Annotated in this window: 16 protein-coding genes, 1 tRNA gene and 1 pseudogene; 10 read left to right on the plus strand and 8 right to left on the minus strand. The window is 70.3% G+C overall.

Features of this window, described 5'->3' with window-relative positions:
- The first annotated feature begins 379 nt into the window (after nucleotides 1-379).
- Nucleotides 380-3,091, plus strand: a complete 2,712-nt coding sequence (locus tag U3649_RS00590) for a TonB-dependent receptor (RefSeq protein ID WP_407352968.1) — start codon at nucleotides 380-382, stop codon at nucleotides 3,089-3,091.
- A gap of 33 nt (nucleotides 3,092-3,124) precedes the next feature.
- Nucleotides 3,125-3,865: a FadR/GntR family transcriptional regulator gene (locus U3649_RS00595; protein ID WP_407352969.1), complete on the plus strand. Its 741-nt coding sequence runs from the start codon at nucleotides 3,125-3,127 to the stop codon at nucleotides 3,863-3,865.
- A 364-nt stretch (nucleotides 3,866-4,229) separates the two neighbouring features.
- Here the strand turns inward: U3649_RS00595 and U3649_RS00600 are convergent.
- Nucleotides 4,230-4,305 (minus strand) — tRNA-Ile (locus U3649_RS00600).
- A 191-nt stretch (nucleotides 4,306-4,496) separates the two neighbouring features.
- On the opposite strand from U3649_RS00600, the pseudogene U3649_RS00605 reads away from it, so the two are divergent.
- Together U3649_RS00605 and U3649_RS00610 are read left to right on the plus strand one after the other, a co-directional pair.
- A pseudogene (locus tag U3649_RS00605) lies at nucleotides 4,497-4,628 on the plus strand (SnoaL-like domain-containing protein); the annotation flags it as partial.
- A gap of 64 nt (nucleotides 4,629-4,692) precedes the next feature.
- Nucleotides 4,693-4,869, plus strand: coding sequence for a SnoaL-like domain-containing protein (locus tag U3649_RS00610; protein WP_407352970.1), 177 nt, complete (start codon nucleotides 4,693-4,695; stop codon nucleotides 4,867-4,869).
- A 178-nt stretch (nucleotides 4,870-5,047) separates the two neighbouring features.
- Here the strand turns inward: U3649_RS00610 and rpoD are convergent, their stop codons facing one another.
- Complete coding sequence (gene rpoD / locus U3649_RS00615; protein ID WP_407352971.1) at nucleotides 5,048-6,928, minus strand: RNA polymerase sigma factor RpoD; 1,881 nt, start codon at nucleotides 6,926-6,928, stop codon at nucleotides 5,048-5,050.
- A 254-nt stretch (nucleotides 6,929-7,182) separates the two neighbouring features.
- Entirely contained in the window at nucleotides 7,183-7,623 is a 441-nt protein-coding gene (dtd, locus tag U3649_RS00620; protein WP_407352972.1) for a D-aminoacyl-tRNA deacylase, read from the minus strand.
- A gap of 420 nt (nucleotides 7,624-8,043) precedes the next feature.
- On the opposite strand from dtd, the gene U3649_RS00625 reads away from it, so the two are divergent.
- The 4 genes from U3649_RS00625 to U3649_RS00640 are packed head-to-tail and all read left to right on the plus strand — an operon-like array spanning nucleotide 8,044 to nucleotide 12,077.
- Nucleotides 8,044-8,961 carry a lauroyl acyltransferase gene (locus U3649_RS00625; RefSeq protein ID WP_407352973.1) on the plus strand — a complete coding sequence of 306 codons (918 nt, stop codon included), beginning with the start codon at nucleotides 8,044-8,046 and terminating at the stop codon, nucleotides 8,959-8,961.
- Nucleotides 8,958-9,500 carry a PH domain-containing protein gene (locus U3649_RS00630; protein ID WP_407352974.1) on the plus strand — a complete coding sequence of 181 codons (543 nt, stop codon included), beginning with the start codon at nucleotides 8,958-8,960 and terminating at the stop codon, nucleotides 9,498-9,500. The genes U3649_RS00625 and U3649_RS00630 overlap by 4 nt, the downstream gene beginning before the upstream one ends.
- Entirely contained in the window at nucleotides 9,487-11,019 is a 1,533-nt protein-coding gene (locus U3649_RS00635; RefSeq protein WP_407352975.1) for a PH domain-containing protein, read from the plus strand. Before U3649_RS00630 ends, U3649_RS00635 begins: the two co-directional genes overlap by 14 nt.
- On the plus strand, nucleotides 11,016-12,077 hold the full coding sequence (locus tag U3649_RS00640; protein ID WP_407352976.1) for a glycosyltransferase family 9 protein: 1,062 nt from the start codon (nucleotides 11,016-11,018) through the stop codon (nucleotides 12,075-12,077). Before U3649_RS00635 ends, U3649_RS00640 begins: the two co-directional genes overlap by 4 nt.
- A 360-nt stretch (nucleotides 12,078-12,437) precedes the next feature.
- Here the strand turns inward: U3649_RS00640 and U3649_RS00645 are convergent, their stop codons facing one another.
- From U3649_RS00645 to def, 5 genes are all read right to left on the minus strand, one after another.
- Nucleotides 12,438-13,343 carry a glycosyltransferase family 2 protein gene (locus tag U3649_RS00645; protein ID WP_407352977.1) on the minus strand — a complete coding sequence of 302 codons (906 nt, stop codon included), beginning with the start codon at nucleotides 13,341-13,343 and terminating at the stop codon, nucleotides 12,438-12,440.
- Between the two features lie 82 nt (nucleotides 13,344-13,425).
- Nucleotides 13,426-14,448, minus strand: coding sequence for a glycosyltransferase (locus U3649_RS00650; RefSeq protein ID WP_407352978.1), 1,023 nt, complete (start codon nucleotides 14,446-14,448; stop codon nucleotides 13,426-13,428).
- A 93-nt stretch (nucleotides 14,449-14,541) separates the two neighbouring features.
- On the minus strand, nucleotides 14,542-15,873 hold the full coding sequence (rsmB, locus tag U3649_RS00655) for a 16S rRNA (cytosine(967)-C(5))-methyltransferase RsmB (RefSeq protein WP_407352979.1): 1,332 nt from the start codon (nucleotides 15,871-15,873) through the stop codon (nucleotides 14,542-14,544).
- Between the two features lie 254 nt (nucleotides 15,874-16,127).
- Nucleotides 16,128-17,051 (minus strand): methionyl-tRNA formyltransferase, encoded by a 924-nt coding sequence (gene fmt, locus U3649_RS00660; protein WP_407352980.1) that lies wholly within the window; start codon nucleotides 17,049-17,051, stop codon nucleotides 16,128-16,130.
- 87 nt (nucleotides 17,052-17,138) lie between these two features.
- On the minus strand, nucleotides 17,139-17,657 hold the full coding sequence (gene def, locus U3649_RS00665) for a peptide deformylase (RefSeq protein ID WP_407352981.1): 519 nt from the start codon (nucleotides 17,655-17,657) through the stop codon (nucleotides 17,139-17,141).
- Nucleotides 17,658-17,800: 143 nt separating this feature from the next.
- Between def and U3649_RS00670 the strand changes: the two genes are divergently transcribed.
- Nucleotides 17,801-18,964 carry a LysM peptidoglycan-binding domain-containing protein gene (locus tag U3649_RS00670; RefSeq protein ID WP_407354666.1) on the plus strand — a complete coding sequence of 388 codons (1,164 nt, stop codon included), beginning with the start codon at nucleotides 17,801-17,803 and terminating at the stop codon, nucleotides 18,962-18,964.
- Nucleotides 18,965-19,176: 212 nt separating this feature from the next.
- The gene (gene dprA / locus U3649_RS00675) at nucleotides 19,177-20,340 is read left to right on the plus strand and encodes a DNA-processing protein DprA (RefSeq protein WP_407352982.1); all 1,164 of its coding nucleotides are present in this window, start codon (nucleotides 19,177-19,179) and stop codon (nucleotides 20,338-20,340) included.
- Nucleotides 20,341-20,342: the final 2 nt, after the last annotated feature.

Raw genomic sequence — 20,342 nt, forward strand, 5'->3', positions numbered from 1 at the left:
GCTGGCAAACTATGCTGCAGGTGCACATCATTTCTCCGAATAACGGCCTGTCCAATATCCATGAAATCGTACGACCAATCGTTTGACATTGGCCTGCAATAGGTGAACTCTCCCGCCGAGCCCCGAAGACACGGGCAGACCCCGGGAGGAGAGCATGCGTTACCCACAAGCGCCACGTCAGCCACGTCGATTCCGTCCATCGCCCCTCGCGAACGCCCTGTTCTGCGCGCTTTGCGCCGGGACGTGCGCCGGGGCCGCCCTGGCCCAGGACGCTGCCTCCCCATCGCCGGCGAACCCGGCGTCCGACCAGAACCCGCCCGCGCAATCGCCGCCGCCCCCCGCGCAGGCGGCGGCCGATCCGACCCAGCTGGACACGGTCGTGGTCACCGGCATCCGCGGCTCGATCCAGTCCTCGATCCAGACCAAGCGCGACGCGACCGTGATCTCGGACGCGCTGTCGGCCAAGGACATCGGCGACCTGCCGGCGCTGTCCATCGGCGAGGCGATCGAGACCATCACCGGCGCGTCCACCCATCGCGAGAAGGGCGGCGCGACCGAGATCTCGATCCGCGGCCTGGGCCCGTTCCTGGGCTCGGCCAGCTTCAACGGCCGCGAGGCCACCAACGGCAGCGGCGACCGCTCGGTGAACTTCAACCAGTTCCCGTCGGAGCTGATCAACACGGTGCAGATCTACAAGACCCAGCGGGCCGACTTCATCGAGGGCGGCATCGCCGGCACGATCAACATGGAGACGGTCAAGCCGCTGTCCTTCGGCGAGCGCCGCATCCAGCTGGAAGGGCGCGCCACCTATCCGGAATACGACCGCAAGCTCGAGGACGGCGATGGCGCCGGCTGGCGCGGGACGGCCAGCTATCTCGACCAGTTCGAGTTCGCCAACGGCGGCAGGCTGGGGCTGTCGCTCGGCGTGCAGAGTCTGGAAAGCAGCAACCCGGAGGAAGTGGCGGCCACCAGCTCCACCTGGACCGCCTGCGACGCGACGGTGGCGCCGTCCAATTCCAACTGCAGCGGCATCGAGCCCGGCAGCGAGAGCGCCGGCAACCCGTTCTTCCTCATGCCCAACGGCCGCACCTATCGCCAGATCGTCGAGCACGACGAGCGCGACGCGGTGTTCGCGGCGCTGCAGTGGCAGCCCAACGACACGATGGAGGTCAACTTCGACTACCAATGGTCGGACCGGACGTTCACCGAGGACCGCAGCGAACTGGTGCTGTCGGAGGGCCGCCGTTTCATCTCCGACCCGGTGTTCGACGACAACGGCGCGCTGCGCTCGTTCGCGGGCCAGAGCGCCATCGAAACCAATTCCAACTACAAGATCCGCGCCGAGGAGTACGAGGGCACCGGACTCAACTTCCAGTGGCGCCCGAGCGCCGCATGGCTGTTCTCGACCGACCTCGCCTACTCGCACACCCTGCGCACCGAGAACGACTGGGCCACGCGCCTGCGCGCCGACGACGAGGACATCAACGGCGAGGACGTCGCCGGCATCGTCGACTCGCGGCGCGTGAACTACCGGTACGACTACCACGGCGACGTGCCGTCGGTGATCATCGACCCGGCCTTCGACATCACCCGCTGGGAGAACTTCAGCGACGTCCCGCGCCTGCGCCGCGACGAGCAGCTGCGCGAGCACACGCTGCGCGCGTTCCGCTTCGACGGCAGCTACTTTCCGGAAGACGGCTTCCTGACGGTGGTGAAGTCGGGCGTGCGGTATGCGGCGTCGGACTACCGCGATTACGACGACCGGGTCGAGATCAACGCCGATCGCGATCTGGTCCGCGACGCCAACATCGCCTGCCGGAACGCCTTCCCGCAGGACGACTTCCTCGACGAAGCCAGCGGCAACACGATCGACCGCTGGGCCACGTTCGACTCCCGCTGCCTGTTCGCCGCCCTGGCCGGGGTGGACGACACGGGGCGCAACGACGACCTGCGCGACCCCGCCAACAACGATATCGGCGAAAAGACGACGGCGATCTACCTGATGGGCGAGTTCGCATCGGAATGGTTCGGCCTGCCGGTAACCGGCAACTTCGGCGCGCGCTGGGTCAAGACCGACGTTCGCTCGGCGGGACTGCGCAGCGATCTGGACGTGACGCGCAATCCAGACGGCACGATCACGATCGACCCCACGGGCGATTTCGAAACCGAAGTGATCAAGGCGTCCAACGACGTGCTGCTGCCGAGCTTCAACGCCGCACTCGAGCTGAGCGACGACAAGATCCTGCGCTTCGGCGTGTATCGCGCCATGGCGCGGCCGGACCTGAGCGCCATGGGCGCAGGCCGGACCATCGACGTGGAAGACGGCGACTTCACCAGCATCGGCGACGCGATCGACAACATCACCGCTACCGGCAACCCGAGCACCCGGCCGCTACTGTCCTGGAACGGCGACGTCTCGTTCGAGTGGTACCCGAATCCCGATTCACTGCTCAGCGCCGCCGTCTACTACAAGCAGTTCACCGGCGGCGACATTCCGACGGTGATCGACGAAACCTTCGTGATCGACGGCGAAACGGTGGTGGTGCCGGTCGAGCAGTACGCCACGACCGACAAGAAGAGCGATCTGTTCGGCGTGGAGCTGACCGGTTCGCACCGCTTTTCGTACCTGCCGGCGCCGTTCGACGGCATGGGCGTCAAGGCCAGCTACAACTACGCCGACTCCAACTTCGAGAACCACGACCTGCGGCTCGGCGACCAGATCGATCCGGAGACCGGCGAGATCACCCCCGGGCTGGTCGATCCGGCGAACATCTTCGGCCTGTCGAAGCACGTCGCCTCGGGATCCGTGTACTGGACGCTGGGCCCCGTGGAACTGCAGACGATCTACAAGTACCGTTCGGAGTACTACCAGCGCTTCGTCGGCGCACCGTCCCAGAACCGCTACATCCACGGCGGCGGCACGGTCGACTTCCGCGCCACCTGGCGGGCCACCGATCACCTGTCGTTCTCGCTGGAAGCCTCGAACCTGACCGACGAGCCGAGGATCTCGGACATGCCGGTGCTCGGCAATTTCCACGAGTACCACGGCTACGGGCGACGCTATTACCTCGGTGTCCGGTACCGCTTCTGACCATCGGTGCGCCGGTGCCGCTATGATTCGGACATGACCGACAATCGCCTCTACCAGTCCGTCGCGGCCGAATTGCTGAAGCTGATCGATTCGGGCGAGTTCCCGCCCGGATCGCGGCTGCCGGGCGAGCGCGACCTGGCGGAACGCTTCGGCGTGAGCCGGGTGACGGTGCGCGAGGCGGAGATCGCGCTCGAGGCGCGCGGCCTGCTCTCGATCCGGATCGGATCGGGGGTGTACGTGCGCCAGCGCACCGATGCCGTGGGCGCGCTGCCGGACGTGTCCGCCTTCGACGTGACGGCCGCGCGCTCGGTGATAGAAGCCGAGGCGGCCGCGCTGGCGGCCAGCCTGATCACCGACGAGGAACTTCTCGAACTGGAGGAGCTGGTCCGGGCCATGTCGCGGCCGGACGCGAGCGACCGGACCGCGGGCGAGGCCGACCGCGCGTTCCACATGCGCATCGCCCAGATCACCGGCAACCCGGTGATCGAGTACACGGTGCGCTCGATCTGGCGGATGCGGGACGAGTTGCCGCAGGTGAGCGCGGTGTACGCGCGCGTCTGCCACCACGACGCCGGCGATCGCATGCGCGAGCACGGCGCGATCCTGGACGCCCTGCGCGCGCGCGACCCGGCGGCGGCCCGGCGCGCGATGCACCGCCACTTCCAGCGGCTGTTCGAAGCGATGCTGGAAGCGACCGAAAGCGACGCGCTGGCCGAGGTCCGCCGCCGCACCGAGCAGCACCGCGAACGCTTCCTGGCGGCCATCCGCGCCTGAACGGGCCGGCTTCGGCCGTGACTCGCGGACCACGGGCCGGGCAACCGCGTCGCGCCGTATTCGGTGATCAGTGCATCGATGCGCCTGGTTGGCGGAGTCGCGATGTCAGGTGGCGTTTCCCGCCTGTGGCATCCCGTCGAATCCCTGCAGGGCCGGGTCGATGCGATCCCATGCGTACCCGCGCGCGGTGTTGAAGGCGAACTCGATCGAGCCGCCGGGCTCGGAAGCGCCCTGGGTGTCTTGCGTCCACCAGCCGGCGACGCCTTCGACGGTCGACAGGGCGGCGTAGACGTTCGCGGGGGGCGACGCTGGACCGGAATCACGTGATGGGGCATCGCGTCGCCGACGTAGAGCAGACGACCGATGGTGGGCCCGCCAGGACTCGAACCTGGAACCAAAGGATTATGAGTCCTCTGCTCTAACCATTGAGCTACAGGCCCGCCGCTGCGGAATTATCCACTTTTCCGCCGCCGGGGTTGCGACCACGTGCCAGGCCAATCGGCGCGCACCGGAGCGGGCCACGCTCTACGGACAGGCGCCGCCTGATGCGCCTGGCGATCGCCGCTCGATCATCTCAATCCATGCGACGGGCCTGGATAGACTGCGCACTCCACCCGTCCGGAGCCGAACCATGAACACCCAGCAAGTCGCCGAACGCCTGGTCGCGCTGTGCCGCGAGGGCAAGTACGAGCAGGCCCAGGAGGAGCTGTACGCCGCGGACGCGGCGAGCATCGAGATGGAGGGGTCGCCGGCGGGAGCCTCCGGCAACGTCAAGGGGATGGACGCGATCCGCGAGAAGGGCCGCAAGTGGATGGAGACCATCATCGATGGTCCATGGCGGCAGCGTCAGCGACCCCGTGGTCGCCGGCGACTGGTTCAGCCTCGCCATGGGCATCGACGCGACCTACAAGGACATGGGGCGGATGCCGATGGAGGAGATCTGCGTCTACCAGGTGCGCGACGGCAAGATCGTGCGCGAGCAGTTTTTCTACGATATTGGGTAGCCGGGCAAAAAAGCACCCTTGTGGGAGCGACGGAAGTCGCGACAGGCAGTTCGGGCAGCGGTCGAAGTCGCGACTTCCGTCGCTTCCACAAGAGCGAGCCGCGTCGCGGCAGGGGAACGAAAGCAGGCAGCCCCGCCGAAGCGGGGCTGCTGCTGGCATCCGTGTCTGGCCGCCCGCGTCAATCGATGTCGAGGAAGCTCCGCAGCTGCTCCGAGCGGCTGGGATGGCGCAGCTTTCGCAGCGCCTTGGCCTCTATCTGCCTTATACGCTCGCGGGTGACGTCGAACTGCTTGCCGACCTCCTCGAGGGTGTGATCGGTGTTCATGTCGATGCCGAAGCGCATCCGCAGCACCTTGGCCTCGCGCGGGGTGAGGCCGGCGAGCACGCCGTGCACGGTCTCGGACAGGTTGATGTTGGTGGTGGCCTCGACCGGGGACTCGACGTTGATGTCCTCGATGAAGTCACCCAGGTGCGAGTCCTCGTCGTCGCCGATCGGGGTCTCCATGGAGATCGGCTCCTTGGCGATCTTCATCACCTTGCGGATCTTGTCCTCGGGCATCTCCATTTCCTTGGCCAGCTCCTCCGGCGTGGCCTCGCGGCCGTACTGCTGGAGCATCTGCCGGGAAATGCGGTTGAGCTTGTTGATCGTCTCGATCATGTGCACCGGAATGCGGATGGTGCGCGCCTGGTCGGCGATCGAGCGGGTGATCGCCTGGCGGATCCACCAGGTGGCGTAGGTCGAGAACTTGAAGCCGCGGCGGTGCTCGAACTTGTCGACCGCCTTCATCAGGCCGATGTTGCCCTCCTGGATCAGGTCGAGGAACTGCAGGCCGCGGTTGGTGTACTTCTTGGCGATCGAGATCACCAGGCGCAGGTTGGCCTCCACCATCTCCTTCTTGGCCTTGCGCGCCTTGGCCTCGCCATAGGCCATCGTGCGGTTGATCTCCTTCAGGTCGGCCAGGGTCACGCTCATCGCCTTTTCGATCGAAGCGATCGACTCCTGCTCGGCGATGATCTGGTCCTTGACCTCGCGCAGGCCCGACGACCACTTCTGCTTGCGCTTGAGCATCTCGTCGACCCAGTCCGTATTGGTCTGGTTGCCGTCCCAGGCGCGCAGGAAGTCCTTGCGCGGCATCTTCGCCACGCGCGTGGACAGGTCGAGGATGCGGCGCTCGTGGTCCTTGATCTCGCCCACCACCTCGCGCAGCTTGCGCACCAGGGTGTCGACCAGCGGCAGCGGCAGCTTCAGGGTCATCACCTGCGCGGCCATCTCCTCGCGCAGCTTCAGCGCGGTCTTGTGGCTCGGGCCCTGCTTGGCATAGGTCTTCTGGAACTTGGCGTACAGCTGCGCCAGCACTTCCATGCGCCGCGCGACCTCCTCCGGATCCGGACCGGTGGGGCCGGCCTCCTCGGCGCTGTCGTCGGCGTCATCGTCGTCGTCGGCATCGTCGTCGCTGTCGTCCTTGGCGGACGGCTTCGCGGACGGCTTGTCGTCGTCCTCGGCGGCGGCGGCCGCTTCCTCCTCGAGGTGGTCGTTGAAGCCGACCACGATCTCGGCCAGGCGCTTCTTGCCCGCCTTGTGCAGCTCGAAGTCCTCCAGCAGCAGCTGGACCGACCACGGGAAGCTCGCCAGCGAGGCCAGCATCTGGTTCAGGCCTTCCTCGATGCGCTTGGCGATCGCGATCTCGCCCTCGCGGGTCAGCAGCTCCACCGTGCCCATCTCGCGCATGTACATGCGCACCGGGTCGGTGGTGCGGCCGCCCTCGGCATCGAGCGCGGTCAGCGTGGCCGCGGCCTCTTCGGCGGCGGTGTCGTCGACGTCGCGGTTGCCGCTGGACTCGCCGGCGAGCAGCAGCGTCTCGGCATCGGGCGTGGTCTCGTGGACCGCGATGCCCATGCCGTTGATCATGCCGATGATGTCTTCGATCTGCTCCGGATCGACGAGGTCGTCGGGCAGGTGATCGTTGACCTCGGCATAGGTCAGATAGCCCTGTTCCAGGCCCTTGCTGATCAGCTGCTTGATGTCGGACTGCGGTGCCGTCTGACGTTCGTTGGCCATAGGATTGCGCTACCAGGCAGATGGAAAAAGTGAACCCGTAATTATACCAGCCGTGGCGCCCCGCCGTCCCGGCGGGCGCGATTCGACCGCTGCGGGACGGGTGGTCAGGACCGCAGCAGGGAGGTCACCGGGCCGTCGTTGACCAGGCTGACCTTATATGGGCACCGAAGTGGCCGGTTTCCACCGCGCCAGGAAGAAAACAGGCGTGCGATCTTCCCGATCGCGCCGCCGCGCGGAGTGTCATTCGAAGCCCCTCATGCTCTGAGCAGGAAAGTCACCGGACCGTCGTTGACCAAGCTGACCTTCATATGGGCACCGAAGCGGCCGGTTTCCACCCCCTTGGGATGCTTTTCGCGACAGATCGTCGCAAGAAGACTGAAGATCCGTTCAGCTTCCGCCGGGGCGGCGGCGGTGCCGAATCCCGGCCGCATGCCCGAGCGGGTATCGGCGGCCAGCGTGAACTGGCTCACCAGCAGCAGCCCGCCGCCGGTGTCGGCCAGTGAACGGTTCATCCGCCCGGCATCGTCGGCGAACACGCGGTAGCCGAGCAGGCGCTCGGCCATGCGCCGCGCCTGCGGCTCGCCGTCGCCCGGCTCGATGCCGACCAGGGCGAGCAGGCCGGGGCCGATCTCGCCGACGGTGTCGCCTTCGACGCTGACGCCGGCATGGGTGACGCGCTGGATGAGACTGAGCATGGGCGGGAATCGGGCGTCGGGCGTCGGGCGTCGGGCGTCGGGCGTCGGGCGTCGGGCGTCGGGCGTCGGGCGTCGGAAAGCGTAATGCCTTTCTCGTCATGCCGAGTACGGCCGGCTTTTGCTCGTCATCCCGACGCAGCCGGAGGCGCTTTGCAACAGCCGAAGGCTGGTCATCCGGATTGGACGTCACGGAGAGCAACTGGATCCCGGCCTTCGCCGGGATGACGTGCGGATAATTTCTCGGCTTCCCTCGGCTCCCGTCGGCTTCCCTGGCTCTAGTCGGCTTGCCCGACTTGTCCGGCGTCTGCTCCGCCCTGTTTGCTGCTCGCCTTCCTCCTTGCTGCTCAACTTCGTCCTCCCGTTCCGGTTGCTCTTTCCCGCTCCTCTCGCGCTCCGCCCACTCCCGCTAGACTGCCGGCCATGACCGAACTGGCCGCCCGCCTGCTGTATCTGCTCGCCTCCGCGTTCGGCCGGTTGCCGTGGCCGGCGCTGTACCGCGTCGGCGATGCGCTGGCCTGGCTGTGGCGGCGGCTGGATGCGCGCGAGAGCTTCGTGGCGCGGCGCAACCTGGAAATCGCCTACCCGGAGCTGCTGCCGCAGCAGCGCGACGAGTGGCATCGCGCGGTCCTGCGCACCACCGCGCGCCAGTTCCTGGAGACGCTGCGCTTCTGGACACGGCCGCACCCGGAGAACCTGGCGCTGATCCGCCAGACCCAGGGCACGGCGCTGTTCGACGCCGCCCTGGCGTCCGGCCGCGGCCTGATCGTGGCCGCGCCGCACTACGGCAACTGGGAGCTGCTCAACCAGTGGCTGGCCTCGCGCACGCCGATCTCGGTGCTGTACCGGCCGCCGGACGCGGCGATCGGCGAGGCCTTCCTGCGCCGCGTGCGCGCCGACGCCGGCGCGCAGGTCACGCAGGTTCGCGCGGAAGGCCCGCCCGCGGTGCGGCAGTTGCTGCGCCTGCTCAAGGGCGGCGGCGTGACCGGCATCCTGCCCGACCAGCAGCCCAAGGTCGGCGACGGCGAGTACGTGCCGTTCTTCGGCATGGACGCGCTCACCATGACCCTGCTCGGCCGCCTGGCCGCGCGCACCGGCGCCACGGTGCTGTTCGCCTACTGCGAGCGGATCGGCCCGGAGCCGAGCTTCGCGCTGCGGATCGAGCCGGCGCCCGCGGCGATCGCCGATCCCGATCCGCGCGTGGCCACCACCGCGCTCAACGCCGCGGTCGAGCGCATCGCCCGCCGCGACCCGGCGCAGTACCAGTGGACCTACAAGCGCTGGCGCTGGCGCCCGGCCGGCAGCGGCCAACCCAATCCCTACGAGAAGACGCCCGCATGATCGACATCGAGGACCTCGGCCTGAGCGCGCCGGATGGACCGGACGTGCCCGAAGGCGACCGCGGCTGGCAGCCGCTGCCGCCGCAGGCGCGCACGCTGTTCATGCTCGCCGGCGGGTTCGGTGCCGGCGTCCCCTCGCTGATCGCGCTGATCGCGCTGGGCGTCCTCGGCGCGGCCGTGGTGCCGCGGCCAGAGCTGCTGGCCGCGGCGGTCGTCGCCTGGGTGTCGCTCACGCTGTTCGCGATCTGGCTCGGACACAAGAAGTACCGGTACACCCACTGGCTGCTGGACGACGACGGCTTCGCCCTGCGCCGCGGCAGGCTGTGGCGCAGCGAGACCCGGGTGCCCGGATCGCGGGTGCAGCACCTGGACATCAGCCGCGGGCCGCTGGAGCGGCGCTTCGGGCTGGCGACGCTGGTGATCCACACCGCCGGCACCCGGCAGAGCGCGGTCACCGTGCCGGGCCTGGACGCCGGCGACGCCGAACGCCTGCGCGACCATCTCGCGCAACGGGTCGAGCACGACGATGACGACGCCTGAGCCGCCCGTGCCGGATCCGTCGGCGGACGAGTCCCCGCCCGCCGGCGGCGAGCGCCGGCTGCACCCGCTGTCGTGGCTGTTCGTGCTGATCGCGCAGCTCAAGCAGTTCCTGGTGCCGCTGGTCGCGCTGCTGCTCTTCGGCGGCCGCGGCAACGGCTACCAGATGGTCCCTGCGATGATCGCGGTCGCGGCGATCGCGCTGCTGTCGCTGTGGCGCTATTTCACCTACCGCTACCGGATCGGCAGCGACAGCCTGTTCGTGCGCAGCGGGCTGTTCGAGCGCAGCCTGCGCCAGGTGCCGTTCTCGCGCATCCACGACGTCGCCGTGCACCAGTCGCTGCTGCACCGGATGTTCGAGGTGGCCGAGGTGCGGCTGGAATCGGCCAGCGGCAACAAGCCCGAGGCGCGGATGCAGGTGCTGCGGCTGGACGAGGCGCTGGCGCTCGAGCGGCTGGTGCGCCGGCGCGGCGGCACGGCGGCGGCCACCGACGGCGTCGCCGCGGACGCCGCCGAAGGCGATCTGCTGCTGGCGCTGCCGACCTCGGAGGTGGTGCGGCTGGGGCTGGTCTCGAACCGCGGGATGGTGGTGGTCGCCGGCGCGTTCGCGCTGTCCTGGCAGGTCCTGCCGGACCGCATGGCCGGCGACGCGTTCGCGCGGCTGGCACGCGAGGCGTTCGGCTATGCCGGCGGCCTCGGCGGCGACTGGTTCGGGCGCGGCGTCGCGATCGCCGCCCTGGTGCTGCTGGCGCTGGCGCTGGTGCGGCTGCTGTCGGTGGCGCTGGCGCTGGTGCAGTACCACGGCTTCCGCCTGGAACAGCACGGCCGCCGCCTGACCGTCGGCCGCGGACTGCTCACGCGCCGCCGCAACAGCGTGCCGCGCCGGCGCATCCAGGCCTGGACGCTGCGTGAAGGCGTCCTGCACCGCCTGCTTCGCCGCCGCAGCCTGGGCATCGATACCGCGGTCGTCGAGCAGGGCAACGAGGAGCGCGGCCTGAGCGAGCTGGCGCCGATCGCGACGCCGGAAACCTGCGATGAGCTGGTGCGCCACCTGCTGCCGCAGGCGGCCTGGCCGCCACCCGGCTGGCGCCCGTTGCATCCGCGCGCCTGGTGGCGGCTGGCGCTGGGCGGAACCGCATTCGCGTTGCTGCTGGCCGCGGCGCTGGCCTGGCATTTCGGCCCCTGGGGTCTGCTCGGGCTGCTGTGGATCCCGTGGTCGGCGTTCGTCGCGCGCCAGCACGCGCGCCGCGCCGGCTACGCGTTCGACGACCAATTGGTCGCGGTTCGCGAAGGCTGGTGGTCGCGGCACTGGCGTTTCGCCGAGCTCGACAAGCTGCAGGCGCTGCAGCTGCGGCAATCGCCGCTCGACCGCCGCTTCGGCATGGCCTCGCTGTGGCTCGACAGCGCCGGCGCCGGCACGCTGGCGCCGCCGCTGCGGATCCGCTACCTGCCCGAGGGCGATGCGCGCGCGCTGCTGGCGCGGATCGGCAGCGAGATCGCGAAAAGGAGGCTGCGCTGGTGACCGTGAACGGACAGGCGGCGACGGCACCGCCGCTGATCGTCCGCTGCGGCGCGCTCGGCGACATGGTCATGCTGACCACGCTGATGCGCCTGGTGGCGGCGCGTCACGAAAGCCCGGTCGACGTGGTCAGCTCGGGCGCCTGGACCGCGCCGGTGCTGGCGCACGCGCCGACCCTCGGCCACCTGCAGCTGGTCACCAGTCGCAAGACGCCGTACCCGCTGTGCCCGAGCCAGTGGGCGCTGGTGCGCTGGCTGCGGACCCGTGGGCGCGGACCGGTCTACCTGTGCGATACCGACCCGGAAATGCGGCGCCTGCTGGCGCGCGGCGGCGTGCACCCCGACGACCTGGTCGAGCGCGACGCGGAAGAGATCGGCGCCGAGATGCTGTGGCCGGATCGCTGGCTGTCGTTCGGCCAACGCGATCCGGCGCGGCGCTATGCGACCGCCGAGGTGGACGCGGCGCAGTTCCGCCTGCCGCGGCTGGTCGTCCCGGAGCCGTCGCGGCAAGCATTGGCGCATTGGCGCGAGCGCGAGGACCTGCGGGGACCACTGGTGCTGTTCCAGCCCGGCAACAAGCGCACCCACAAGCGCGGCAAGGTGATGACCGCCGACCACCCCAAGCACTGGGATCCCGGCAACTGGGCGGCCGTGGCCGATGCGGTGCTGGCCGAGCTGCCGGACGCGCAAGTGCTGCTGTGCGGCTCGCCGCCGGAGCATGCGGTGCTCGAGGACATCCGCGCCGCCGCCGGCCATCGCCCGCAGGTGCGCAATCTCGCCAACGACCTGCCCATCCCGCGCCTGTTCGCATTGCTGGAGCAGGCGCACAGCCTGGTGTCGGTCGACACCGGCCCGGCGCACGCCGCCGCCGCGCTGGACTGCCCGCTGGTGGTGTTGTTCGGCGCCGCGCCGCCGTCGAAGTGGCGGCCGATCGGCGCCGGCCCGATCGCGGTGCTGGGCGGCGAGGAGGGCGAACGTAGTCGCGTGGCCGACATCGCCCCCGACGCGGTCATCGCCGCCTGGCGCGCACTGCCCGACGACATCCAAGCCCAGCCCAGCTGACTCCTGTGGGAGCGACGGAAGTCGCGACAGGCTGCCGACCATGGGTTGCCCATATCACGAGCGAATGTCGGGACGGCCCGGATTTGTCCCGGCCGCGACCCGGAAGCGAACGGCCACGGATCTACGTGGACAAGGTGAATCAGGGTTGTTGCGTTCGCGCGTTCGAATCCGTGTTCATCCACGCTGATCCGCGTCCGCATGCTGCTGTATCTGCGGGCGCGGCACACCGCGCGCCTGCCGTTGCGGAAGTGGCGGTGTCGCGACTTCCGTCGCTCCCACAAAGGGCATTGCTGGCGACGCGGGGGCACGAAAATCAACGCCTCGTGGTGCCCCTGAGTGCCGAGGATTTGCCTCGAGAGATCAGCGCATCGCCTGGCGCCTGGAGGCGTGGCGCCCGCCGGGCTCGAGCTCCCGCAGGCCGTCGCGGGCCGCCTGCGCGGCGTCCATCGCCGCGTCCTTGATGATGCCGTAAGGCGTCCACACCAGCTTCTCGGCGCGGGTCCTGGCGCGGATCGCCAGGTTGGCGCGCACCGATTCCGCGGTCTTGTAGCCGCGCGCGTGATCCAGGTGCACGCACACCGCCTTGTGCCGGACCTGCTTGCCGCGGATGCCGTAGTTCTCCAGGCGTTCGCCGAGTTCGCGGTCCGGGCCACCGTACTTCATCCGCTCGTCGTAGCCGTTGATCGCCAGCAGGTCCGATTTCCAGGCCGAGGAATTGCAGTTGTTGAAGGTCGCGCCGGCGGGGGTGATGGCGTCGAGCAGCTTGGCCGCGAACGGGCTGGCGCCGAGCTTGCGCCGGTTGGAGCCGTTCATGCGCTCGTGCGACCGCAGCCAGCCCAGGTCGAAGCAGCGGCCGGCGGCGATGTCGTCCAGGGTGATGCGCCGGCTCAGCTCCATGCCGAGCTTGCAGTAGCCGCCGGACAGGAAGCGCCCGGGCTCGGCCAGCCGCGCATGGGTGGCGACGAAGTCGCGGCGCGGGATGCAGTCGCCGTCGGTGAACAGCACGTAGTCGTGCGCGGCCAGCGGGATGGCCTTGTTGAGGATCTCCTGGCGGCGGTAGCCGTCGTCCTCGTGCCAGACGTGCCGCAGCGGCACCGGGTAGCGCGTCGCGTAGTCGGCGATCAACTCGGCGGTCGCCGGGCGCGAGCCGTCGTCGGCGACGATCACCTCGAACGCCGGGTGGCTCTGCCGCGCATAGCCGAACAGCACCTTTTCCAGCCAGTCCTCGGAGTTGTAGGTACTGACGATGACCGAAATCTTCAACACGCTCGACCTCCACGGGCCAGGATCGCGGCGCCTCCGGCGCCGATGCGGGGTCCGATATACACCAGGCGGGATTCGGTTTTCGTCATGGCGCCGTGACCGCCGCCGAATCCGCGCGCAGCCGCGCGTAGTAGCGCTCGAGCTCGGCGGCCTTGGCCGGCACGCGATGGCCGTCCAAATCGTAGTGCCGCCGCCCGGGCCGGGCCGCATGCACCGCGGCCAGCGCCCGCGACAGCGCCGGCACGTCCTCGGTCGGCACCAGCGGCGCGCCGATCAGCGGTGCCAGGTGGACCGCCCCCGAGGTCGCGGTGGCGACGATCGGCAGCCCGGCCTGCATCGCCTCCAGCAGCACCAGCCCGAACGGCTCCTCGCGCGCGGGGCTGACGAAGCAGTCGAACGCCGCCAGCCAGTCCTCTGGACGGTCGACGAAGCCCGGCATCGCCACTTCCGGACCGGCGCGCTCGCGCAGCGCGTTCCGGGCCTCGCCCTGGCCGACGATCGCCAGCCGCGCGCCGGGCAGGTCGGCGGCATGGAAGGCCTCGAGCAACAGGTCCATGCCCTTGCTGGCCTCGACCCGACCCAGCGCGCCGAACAGGAACTGGTCGGGGCCGACGCCGATCCCGGCCCGCAGCCGCTCGCGGGCGTCGGCGGCCGGCGGACGCGGCACGGTCCAGTTGTCGATCTGCACCGAACGTTCGCGCAGCGGCGGCGGGATCGTCGGCAACTGCCAGGACGCGATCGCGACCAGTCCGTCGAGGTGCGCATGCTGCTCCGGCACGTAGCCGATGTGGAGCGTCGCCAGCCGCGGGCAGCCGATCCGCGCGCCATTCAGCGCGCGGCAGGCCGAACCGAGATGGGCATGGGCGATGTCGGGCCGCAGCCGGCGCAGCCACCACCGCGCCATCGGCACCGCAGGCCAGCGTGCCAGCCAGTCGCCGACGAGGAGTACGCGCACTCGCGGATCGACGCGGTGCGCGATGGCGTCGGCACGCCGGCGCGCCGCCTTGCGGCGCAGGACCAGGATGACCTCGTGCCCGGCGTCGGCCTGCGCCGCCGTGAGCTCGACGACGTGGCGCTCGGTTCCGGCAAAACGTTTGGTGAGAAGCACGTGGACGATTCGCATGCGGCCTCGCTGGCGGCGGAGTCTGTCCGCCGGAACATTGATGTTTCGTGACAACTGATGTCGACGCGCCGCGTCCGTTCAGGCCACGCGCCGCAGCCGCGCCAGGAAGAAGCCGTCCATGCCGCCGTCGCCCGGCAACCGCTGCCGTCCGGGCCCGTCGCCGCGGCCATAGCGGTCGCCAGGATCCTCGACGCGCGCGTCCGGCGTGCGCGCCAGGAACGCCGCGACCTGGCGCGCGTTCTCGTCGCGCAGGATCGAGCAGGTGGCATAGACCAGCACGCCGCCGGGCGCGAGCGTGGGCCACAGTGCGTCGAGCACCCGCGCCTGCAACGCGACCAGCGCTTCGACATCGCGCGCGCGCCGGTGCAGCAGCACGTCCGGCTGCCGACGGACGATGCCGGTGGCCGAGCACGGCGCGTCGAGAAGGATCGCGTCGAAGCGGTCGCCGTTCCACCATTGCGCCGGCGCCGCGGCATCGGCGACCTGCAGCCGCGCGTCGGCGGCGAGCCCGAGCCTGTCCAGCGTCTCGTGCACCCGGCCCAGCCGCGCGGCATCGACGTCGAGCGCGGTCAACCGCAGCGACGGATCGCGCTCGAGCAGGTGCGCGGCCTTGCCGCCGGGCGCCGCGCAGGCATCGAGCACCCGTCCGCCCGGCCCCGGCGCCAGGACGTCGGCGACCTGCTGCGCGGCGCCGTCCTGCACCGAGACCGCGCCCTCGGCGAAGCCGGGCAGCGCCGCAACCGGCACCGCCTCCGCCAGGCGCAGCGCATCGGCCAGTCCTTCGGGCGCGGCGGCTTCGATGCCGGCCTCCTCGAGCCGGGCGGCATAGGCGTCGCGATCGCCTTGGCGGCGGTTGACCCGCAACCACAGCGGCGCCGGCGCGGCGCTGGCGGCGACGATCGCTTCGATGTCGTCCGGCCATTCCGCCTGCAATCGCATGCGCAACCAATCGGGCCAGGCGGCGGCCGGATCCGCCGCCGGCAGGCCCTCGCGCTGGGCGCGGCGCAGCAGCGCGTTGACCAGTCCGGCCTGATGCGTGCGCCCGAGCGCGCGCGCGGCCTCGACCGTGGCGGCCACGGCCGCGTGCGCCGGCAGCGCCAGCGGATCGAGCTGGGCGAAGCCGGCGTGCAGCAACGCGCGCAGCGGCCGGTCGCGCGCCGCCAGCGGCTTCGCCAGCCACGCCGCCAGCGCGGCATCGTAGCGGGCGCGCTGGCGCAGCGCGGCGAAGCAGATCGCCTCGACCAGGGCGCGGTCGCGGATGTCGTCGAGCGTCGGCAGCGCGGCGGCGAGTTCGGCCCGGAGCGAGCGGCCGCGGTGCAGCACCGCGTCGAGGATCCGCGCGGCGAGCGCACGCGGCGCCGAACCGGCGGCCGGAGGCGATTTTCCATGCGGGTTCATGCGGATGGGCATGGCTCGGACGTTTCTTTCGGGCACCGGCGGGGTGCTTTGCAGTATGGGCTTCCGGTCCGTCGAGGATCATCGCGCACCCGGTCGAGGCTGGCGGGGAAGCTCTTGTGGGAGCGACGGAAGTCGCGACAGGTCACCTTCGCGGCGTCGCGACTTCCGTCGCTCCCACAAGAACCGTCGCTCCCACAAGAACCGGATTCACCATCATTTCCGCAAGGGCAAGGCGCGGCGCCACGCTCACCGGAGCGCGCGACCGATCACCGGGCCGACGCCAGCTCGCGGCGGGCGTTGAGGTAGTCGGCGGCGGTGATCGCCTTGCCGCCGGCGCGCTGCAGGGTGCGGATGCGCAGCACGCCGTCGCCACAGGCGATGTCGATGCCGTCGCGCCCGGCCGCCAGCACGGTGCCCGGCGCGGCCTGGTGCCGTGCCGGCAGCGCGATCGCGGCGTGGATGCGCAGGCGCTCGCCGGCGACCTCGCCCTCCGCCATCGGCCAGGGATTGAACGCGCGCACGCGGTCGGCCAGCGCCTGCGCCGGCTTCGACCAGTCCAGCCGCGCTTCGGCCTTGTCGAGCTTGCGCGCGTAGGTCACGCCCGCTTCCGGTTGCGGCTTCGCGACCGGACGGATGCCCGCCCGCAGCAGCCCCAGGCCGTCGGCCAGCACCTGGGCGCCGAGGTCGGCAAGGCGGTCGTGCAGCTGGCCGCCGGTCTCGTGCTCGCCGATCGCGAGCGTCTGCGACAGCAGCACCGGGCCGGTATCCAGGCCCTTCTCCATCTGCATCAGGCAGACGCCGGTCTCGGTGTCGCCGGCCTCGATCGCGCGCTGGATCGGCGCCGCGCCGCGCCAGCGCGGCAGCAGCGAGGCGTGCACGTTCCAGCAGCCGTCACGGGGAATGTCGAGGATGCCCTGCGGCAGCAGCAGGCCATAGGCCACCACCACCATCAGGTCCGGCTCGAGCGCACGCAGTGCCTCGCGCGCCGCCGCGGTCCGCAGGCTTTCCGGCTGCCGCACCTCGAAGCCGCGCGCCAGCGCCTCGCGCTTGACCGGCGACGGCGTCAGCGCCCGCCCGCGTCCGGCCGGACGGTCCGGTTGCGTGTAGACGGCGACGATCTCGGCCTTGCCCGCCGCCGCGCGCAACGACGGCACGGCGAATTCGGGGGTGCCGGCGAAGACGATTTTCATGGGGTCGTGATTGGTGATTCGTGATTGGTGATTCGTAAAGGCGGCTCGTACGTGCTCATCGACTTTAATGCTCTTGCGAATCACCAATCACGAATCACGGCTCCTGCGCAGCTTCGCGAGCTTCTTCAGCGCCATCTCGCGCTTGAGCGGCGACAGGTAATCGATGAACAGCTTGCCGTCGAGGTGGTCGACCTCGTGCTGGATGCAGGTCGCCAGCAGGCCGTCGACCCGCAGCGCGAAGGCCTTGCCGTGGCGGTCCAGCGCCTCGACCTCGATGCCGTCGGCGCGGGTGACGTCGGCGTACACGCCGGGAATCGACAAGCAGCCCTCCTGGTGCGCGCGCAGCTCGTCGGAGCGGGTGCGGATCTGCGGATTGACGAACACCAGCGGGCTGTCCTTGCCCTCGGTCACGTCGATGACCATGAACCGGTCCATCGTCCCCACCTGCGGCGCCGCCAGGCCGATGCCGGGCGCCTCGTACATGGTCTCGAACATGTCGTCGAGCAGGCGTTGGAACGCGGGCTCGGCGAGCCGCTGCGGATCGACCGGATCGGCGACCTTGCGCAACTGCGGGTTGGGAAATTCGAGGATCGGGAGCTGGGACATGGCGGGCAAAAGGTGGCGTGGATCACAACCGTGGGCGCAGGCCGCATTGTAACGCCCGCCAGGCTTGCGTTGCTCCGGTACATGTGGGCTATAGTGGCCCGGCTGCAAGGGGAAATCCCAAGGGGAGCGGGTAGATGGCTGGCATGCTTCAGCACCTTTCTCAGGGGCTTCGTACGGTTTGCGCCGTGGCGTTGCTCACTGTCGCGACATACGCCGCAGCGCAGGGGGTGCGCGGCGATCATCCGGATACGTACGTGGTTCAGCGCGGCGATACCCTCTGGGACATCGCCGGCAAGTTCCTGCAAAGGCCCTGGCTGTGGCCGGAGATCTGGCAGGCGAACCCGCAGATCCAGAATCCGCACCTGATCTATCCGGGCGACGTGATCAGCCTGGCCTACCTGGACCGCGTGGCGGTGCAGCCGGGGCCGCGCGAGCAAGTCGCGCCGATCGATGCGCTTCCGCTGTCGGACATCGAACCGTTCCTGAAGGACCTGCGCGTCGTCGACGCGTTCGAGCACCTGCCCCACGTGGTCGGGCTCGAGGAGGACCGGATGCGCGCGGTGCAGGGCCAGGTGGTGTACGCCCGCGGCCTCGCGGATGCGCAGCCGGGCGACCGCTTCGCGATCCTGCGCCCGACCACCCGTTACCACCACCTGCAGCGCAGCGGCTGGTGCTGCGACACGTTCTCCAAGCAGGACCTGGACTTCCGCGGCCGCCGCACGCTGGACACCCAGCAGTACTGGGCCGACGTGGTGATGCCCGACAAGGGCAAGGAAGTGCTCGGCTACGAGCTGATGCAGGTCAACGCCGGCACCGTCACGCGCGGCGAAGTGGCCGGCATCGGCGCCAGCACGATACTGCTCGACGACGAGGGCCGGGAGGTCCGCATCGGCGATCGCCTGGTTCCGGTCGACGCCCAACCGTACGACCTGCAGTTCTTCCCGCACCCGCCGGCACAGCAGACCGAGTACGGCCGCGCCCGCGTGCTGGCGGTCGCCGACATGCTGACCAGCGGCGGCCCGCGCGACGTCGTCGCCATTTCCATCGGCGCGCGCGAGGGTGTCGACAACGGCACCGTGTTCTCGATCTGGCGCGAGGGCACCAATACCGTCGATCGCGTCGAGAAAGGCAAGGACCGCGACGCCGACACCGTGTTCTTCGAGAACAAGGTGCGGCTGCCGGACGAGTTCGCCGGGCACGCCATGGTGTTCCGCACCTACGACAAGATGGCGTACGCCCTGGTGATGGACAGCATCAAGCCGACCCGTGTGGGCTACCACCTGAAGCATCCGGACGCGCCGTACTGAGGGCGGGACTCGGGAAAGGCAAAGGTCCGTCGTCCCAGCGCAGGCTGGGACCCATCTCGACCTGCCTTCCGCGTCCCGCTTGCGCCCCGAGGCGCAGCCTGCGCGACTCTGCGCACCGCACTCTCGCCTTCGAAGAGGGTTCGGACATTTCCTACGAGCGGTCGCGACGGCGCCCTAGGGCGCCGTCGCCGTTTCCGCACTAGGCTGTGGCGATGACCGCCACGTCCACATCCGCCCCGACACCCGACGCCGGCGACCAGGAGGCCCTGCTGCGGCTGGCCGCCGCCGGCGGTCCGGCCGCGCCGCGGCGGGCGCTGCTGGACGCGCATCGCTCCCCGCGCGCGGCGCTCGACGCCGGCACCCGCGCCTGGCGCTCGGCGGGACTGGACGAGGCGCAGGTTCGCGCGCTCGGCGCGGGCGCCGCGGGCGATGCCCGCGGACGCGACTGGCTGGCGCAGCCCGGCCACCATCTGCTCGGGTGGCACGACCCCGACTATCCGCCGCTGCTGCGCCGGTCCGCCAACCCGCCGCTGGCGCTGTTCGTCGCCGGCGACCCGGCGTTGCTGTGGCACCCGGCGGTGGCGGTGGTCGGCAGCCGCTCGCCGACCGCCGGCGGCCGCGACAATGCACGCGATTTCGCCCGCGCCCTGGCCGGATCGGGGCTGGGCGTGACCAGCGGGCTGGCGCTGGGGATCGACGCCGCCGCGCACGAGGCGGCGCTGGCCGCCGGCGGACCCACGGTGGCGGTGCTCGGCAGCGGCATCGACCTGCCGTATCCGCGCAGCAACGCGGCGCTGTACGCGCGCATCGCCGCGGCCGGCGCGGTGGTGAGCGAGCACCCGCCGGGCACCGGGGCCCTGCGCGAGCATTTCCCCAGCCGCAACCGCATCATCGCCGGGCTCGCGCTGGGCACCCTGGTGATCGAGGCGGCGCAGCGCTCCGGCGCCCTGATCACCGCGCGGCAGGCCAGCGAGGCCGGCCGCGACGTGTTCGCCGTCCCCGGCTCGATCCACAACCCGATGGCGCGCGGCTGCCACCGGCTGATCCGCGACGGCGCGGCGCTGGTGGAGCGCGCCGACGAGGTGATCGCCGCGCTCGCGCCGTTGGCCGCCGAACTGGGGCGGGCCTTGCGCCGGCGCCTGGACGCCCCCAACTCCCCGTCCGAGGCCCCATCCGGGGCCCTGCCGGACATGCCGGGCAGCGGCGATCCCGACTACCACCGCTTGTGGCAGGCCCTTGGCCATGACCCAACCGGTATGGATCGGTTGGTCGAACGCACCGGATTGACGACGGCCCAGCTGTCCTCCATGCTGCTGGTCATGGAGCTTGAGGGCCGGGTCGTGGCCGAACACGGTCGGTATTCCCGCAAATCCTGAAC

The organism is Luteimonas sp. R10, assembly GCF_045689605.1.
Classification (GTDB): Bacteria; Pseudomonadota; Gammaproteobacteria; order Xanthomonadales; family Xanthomonadaceae; genus Luteimonas.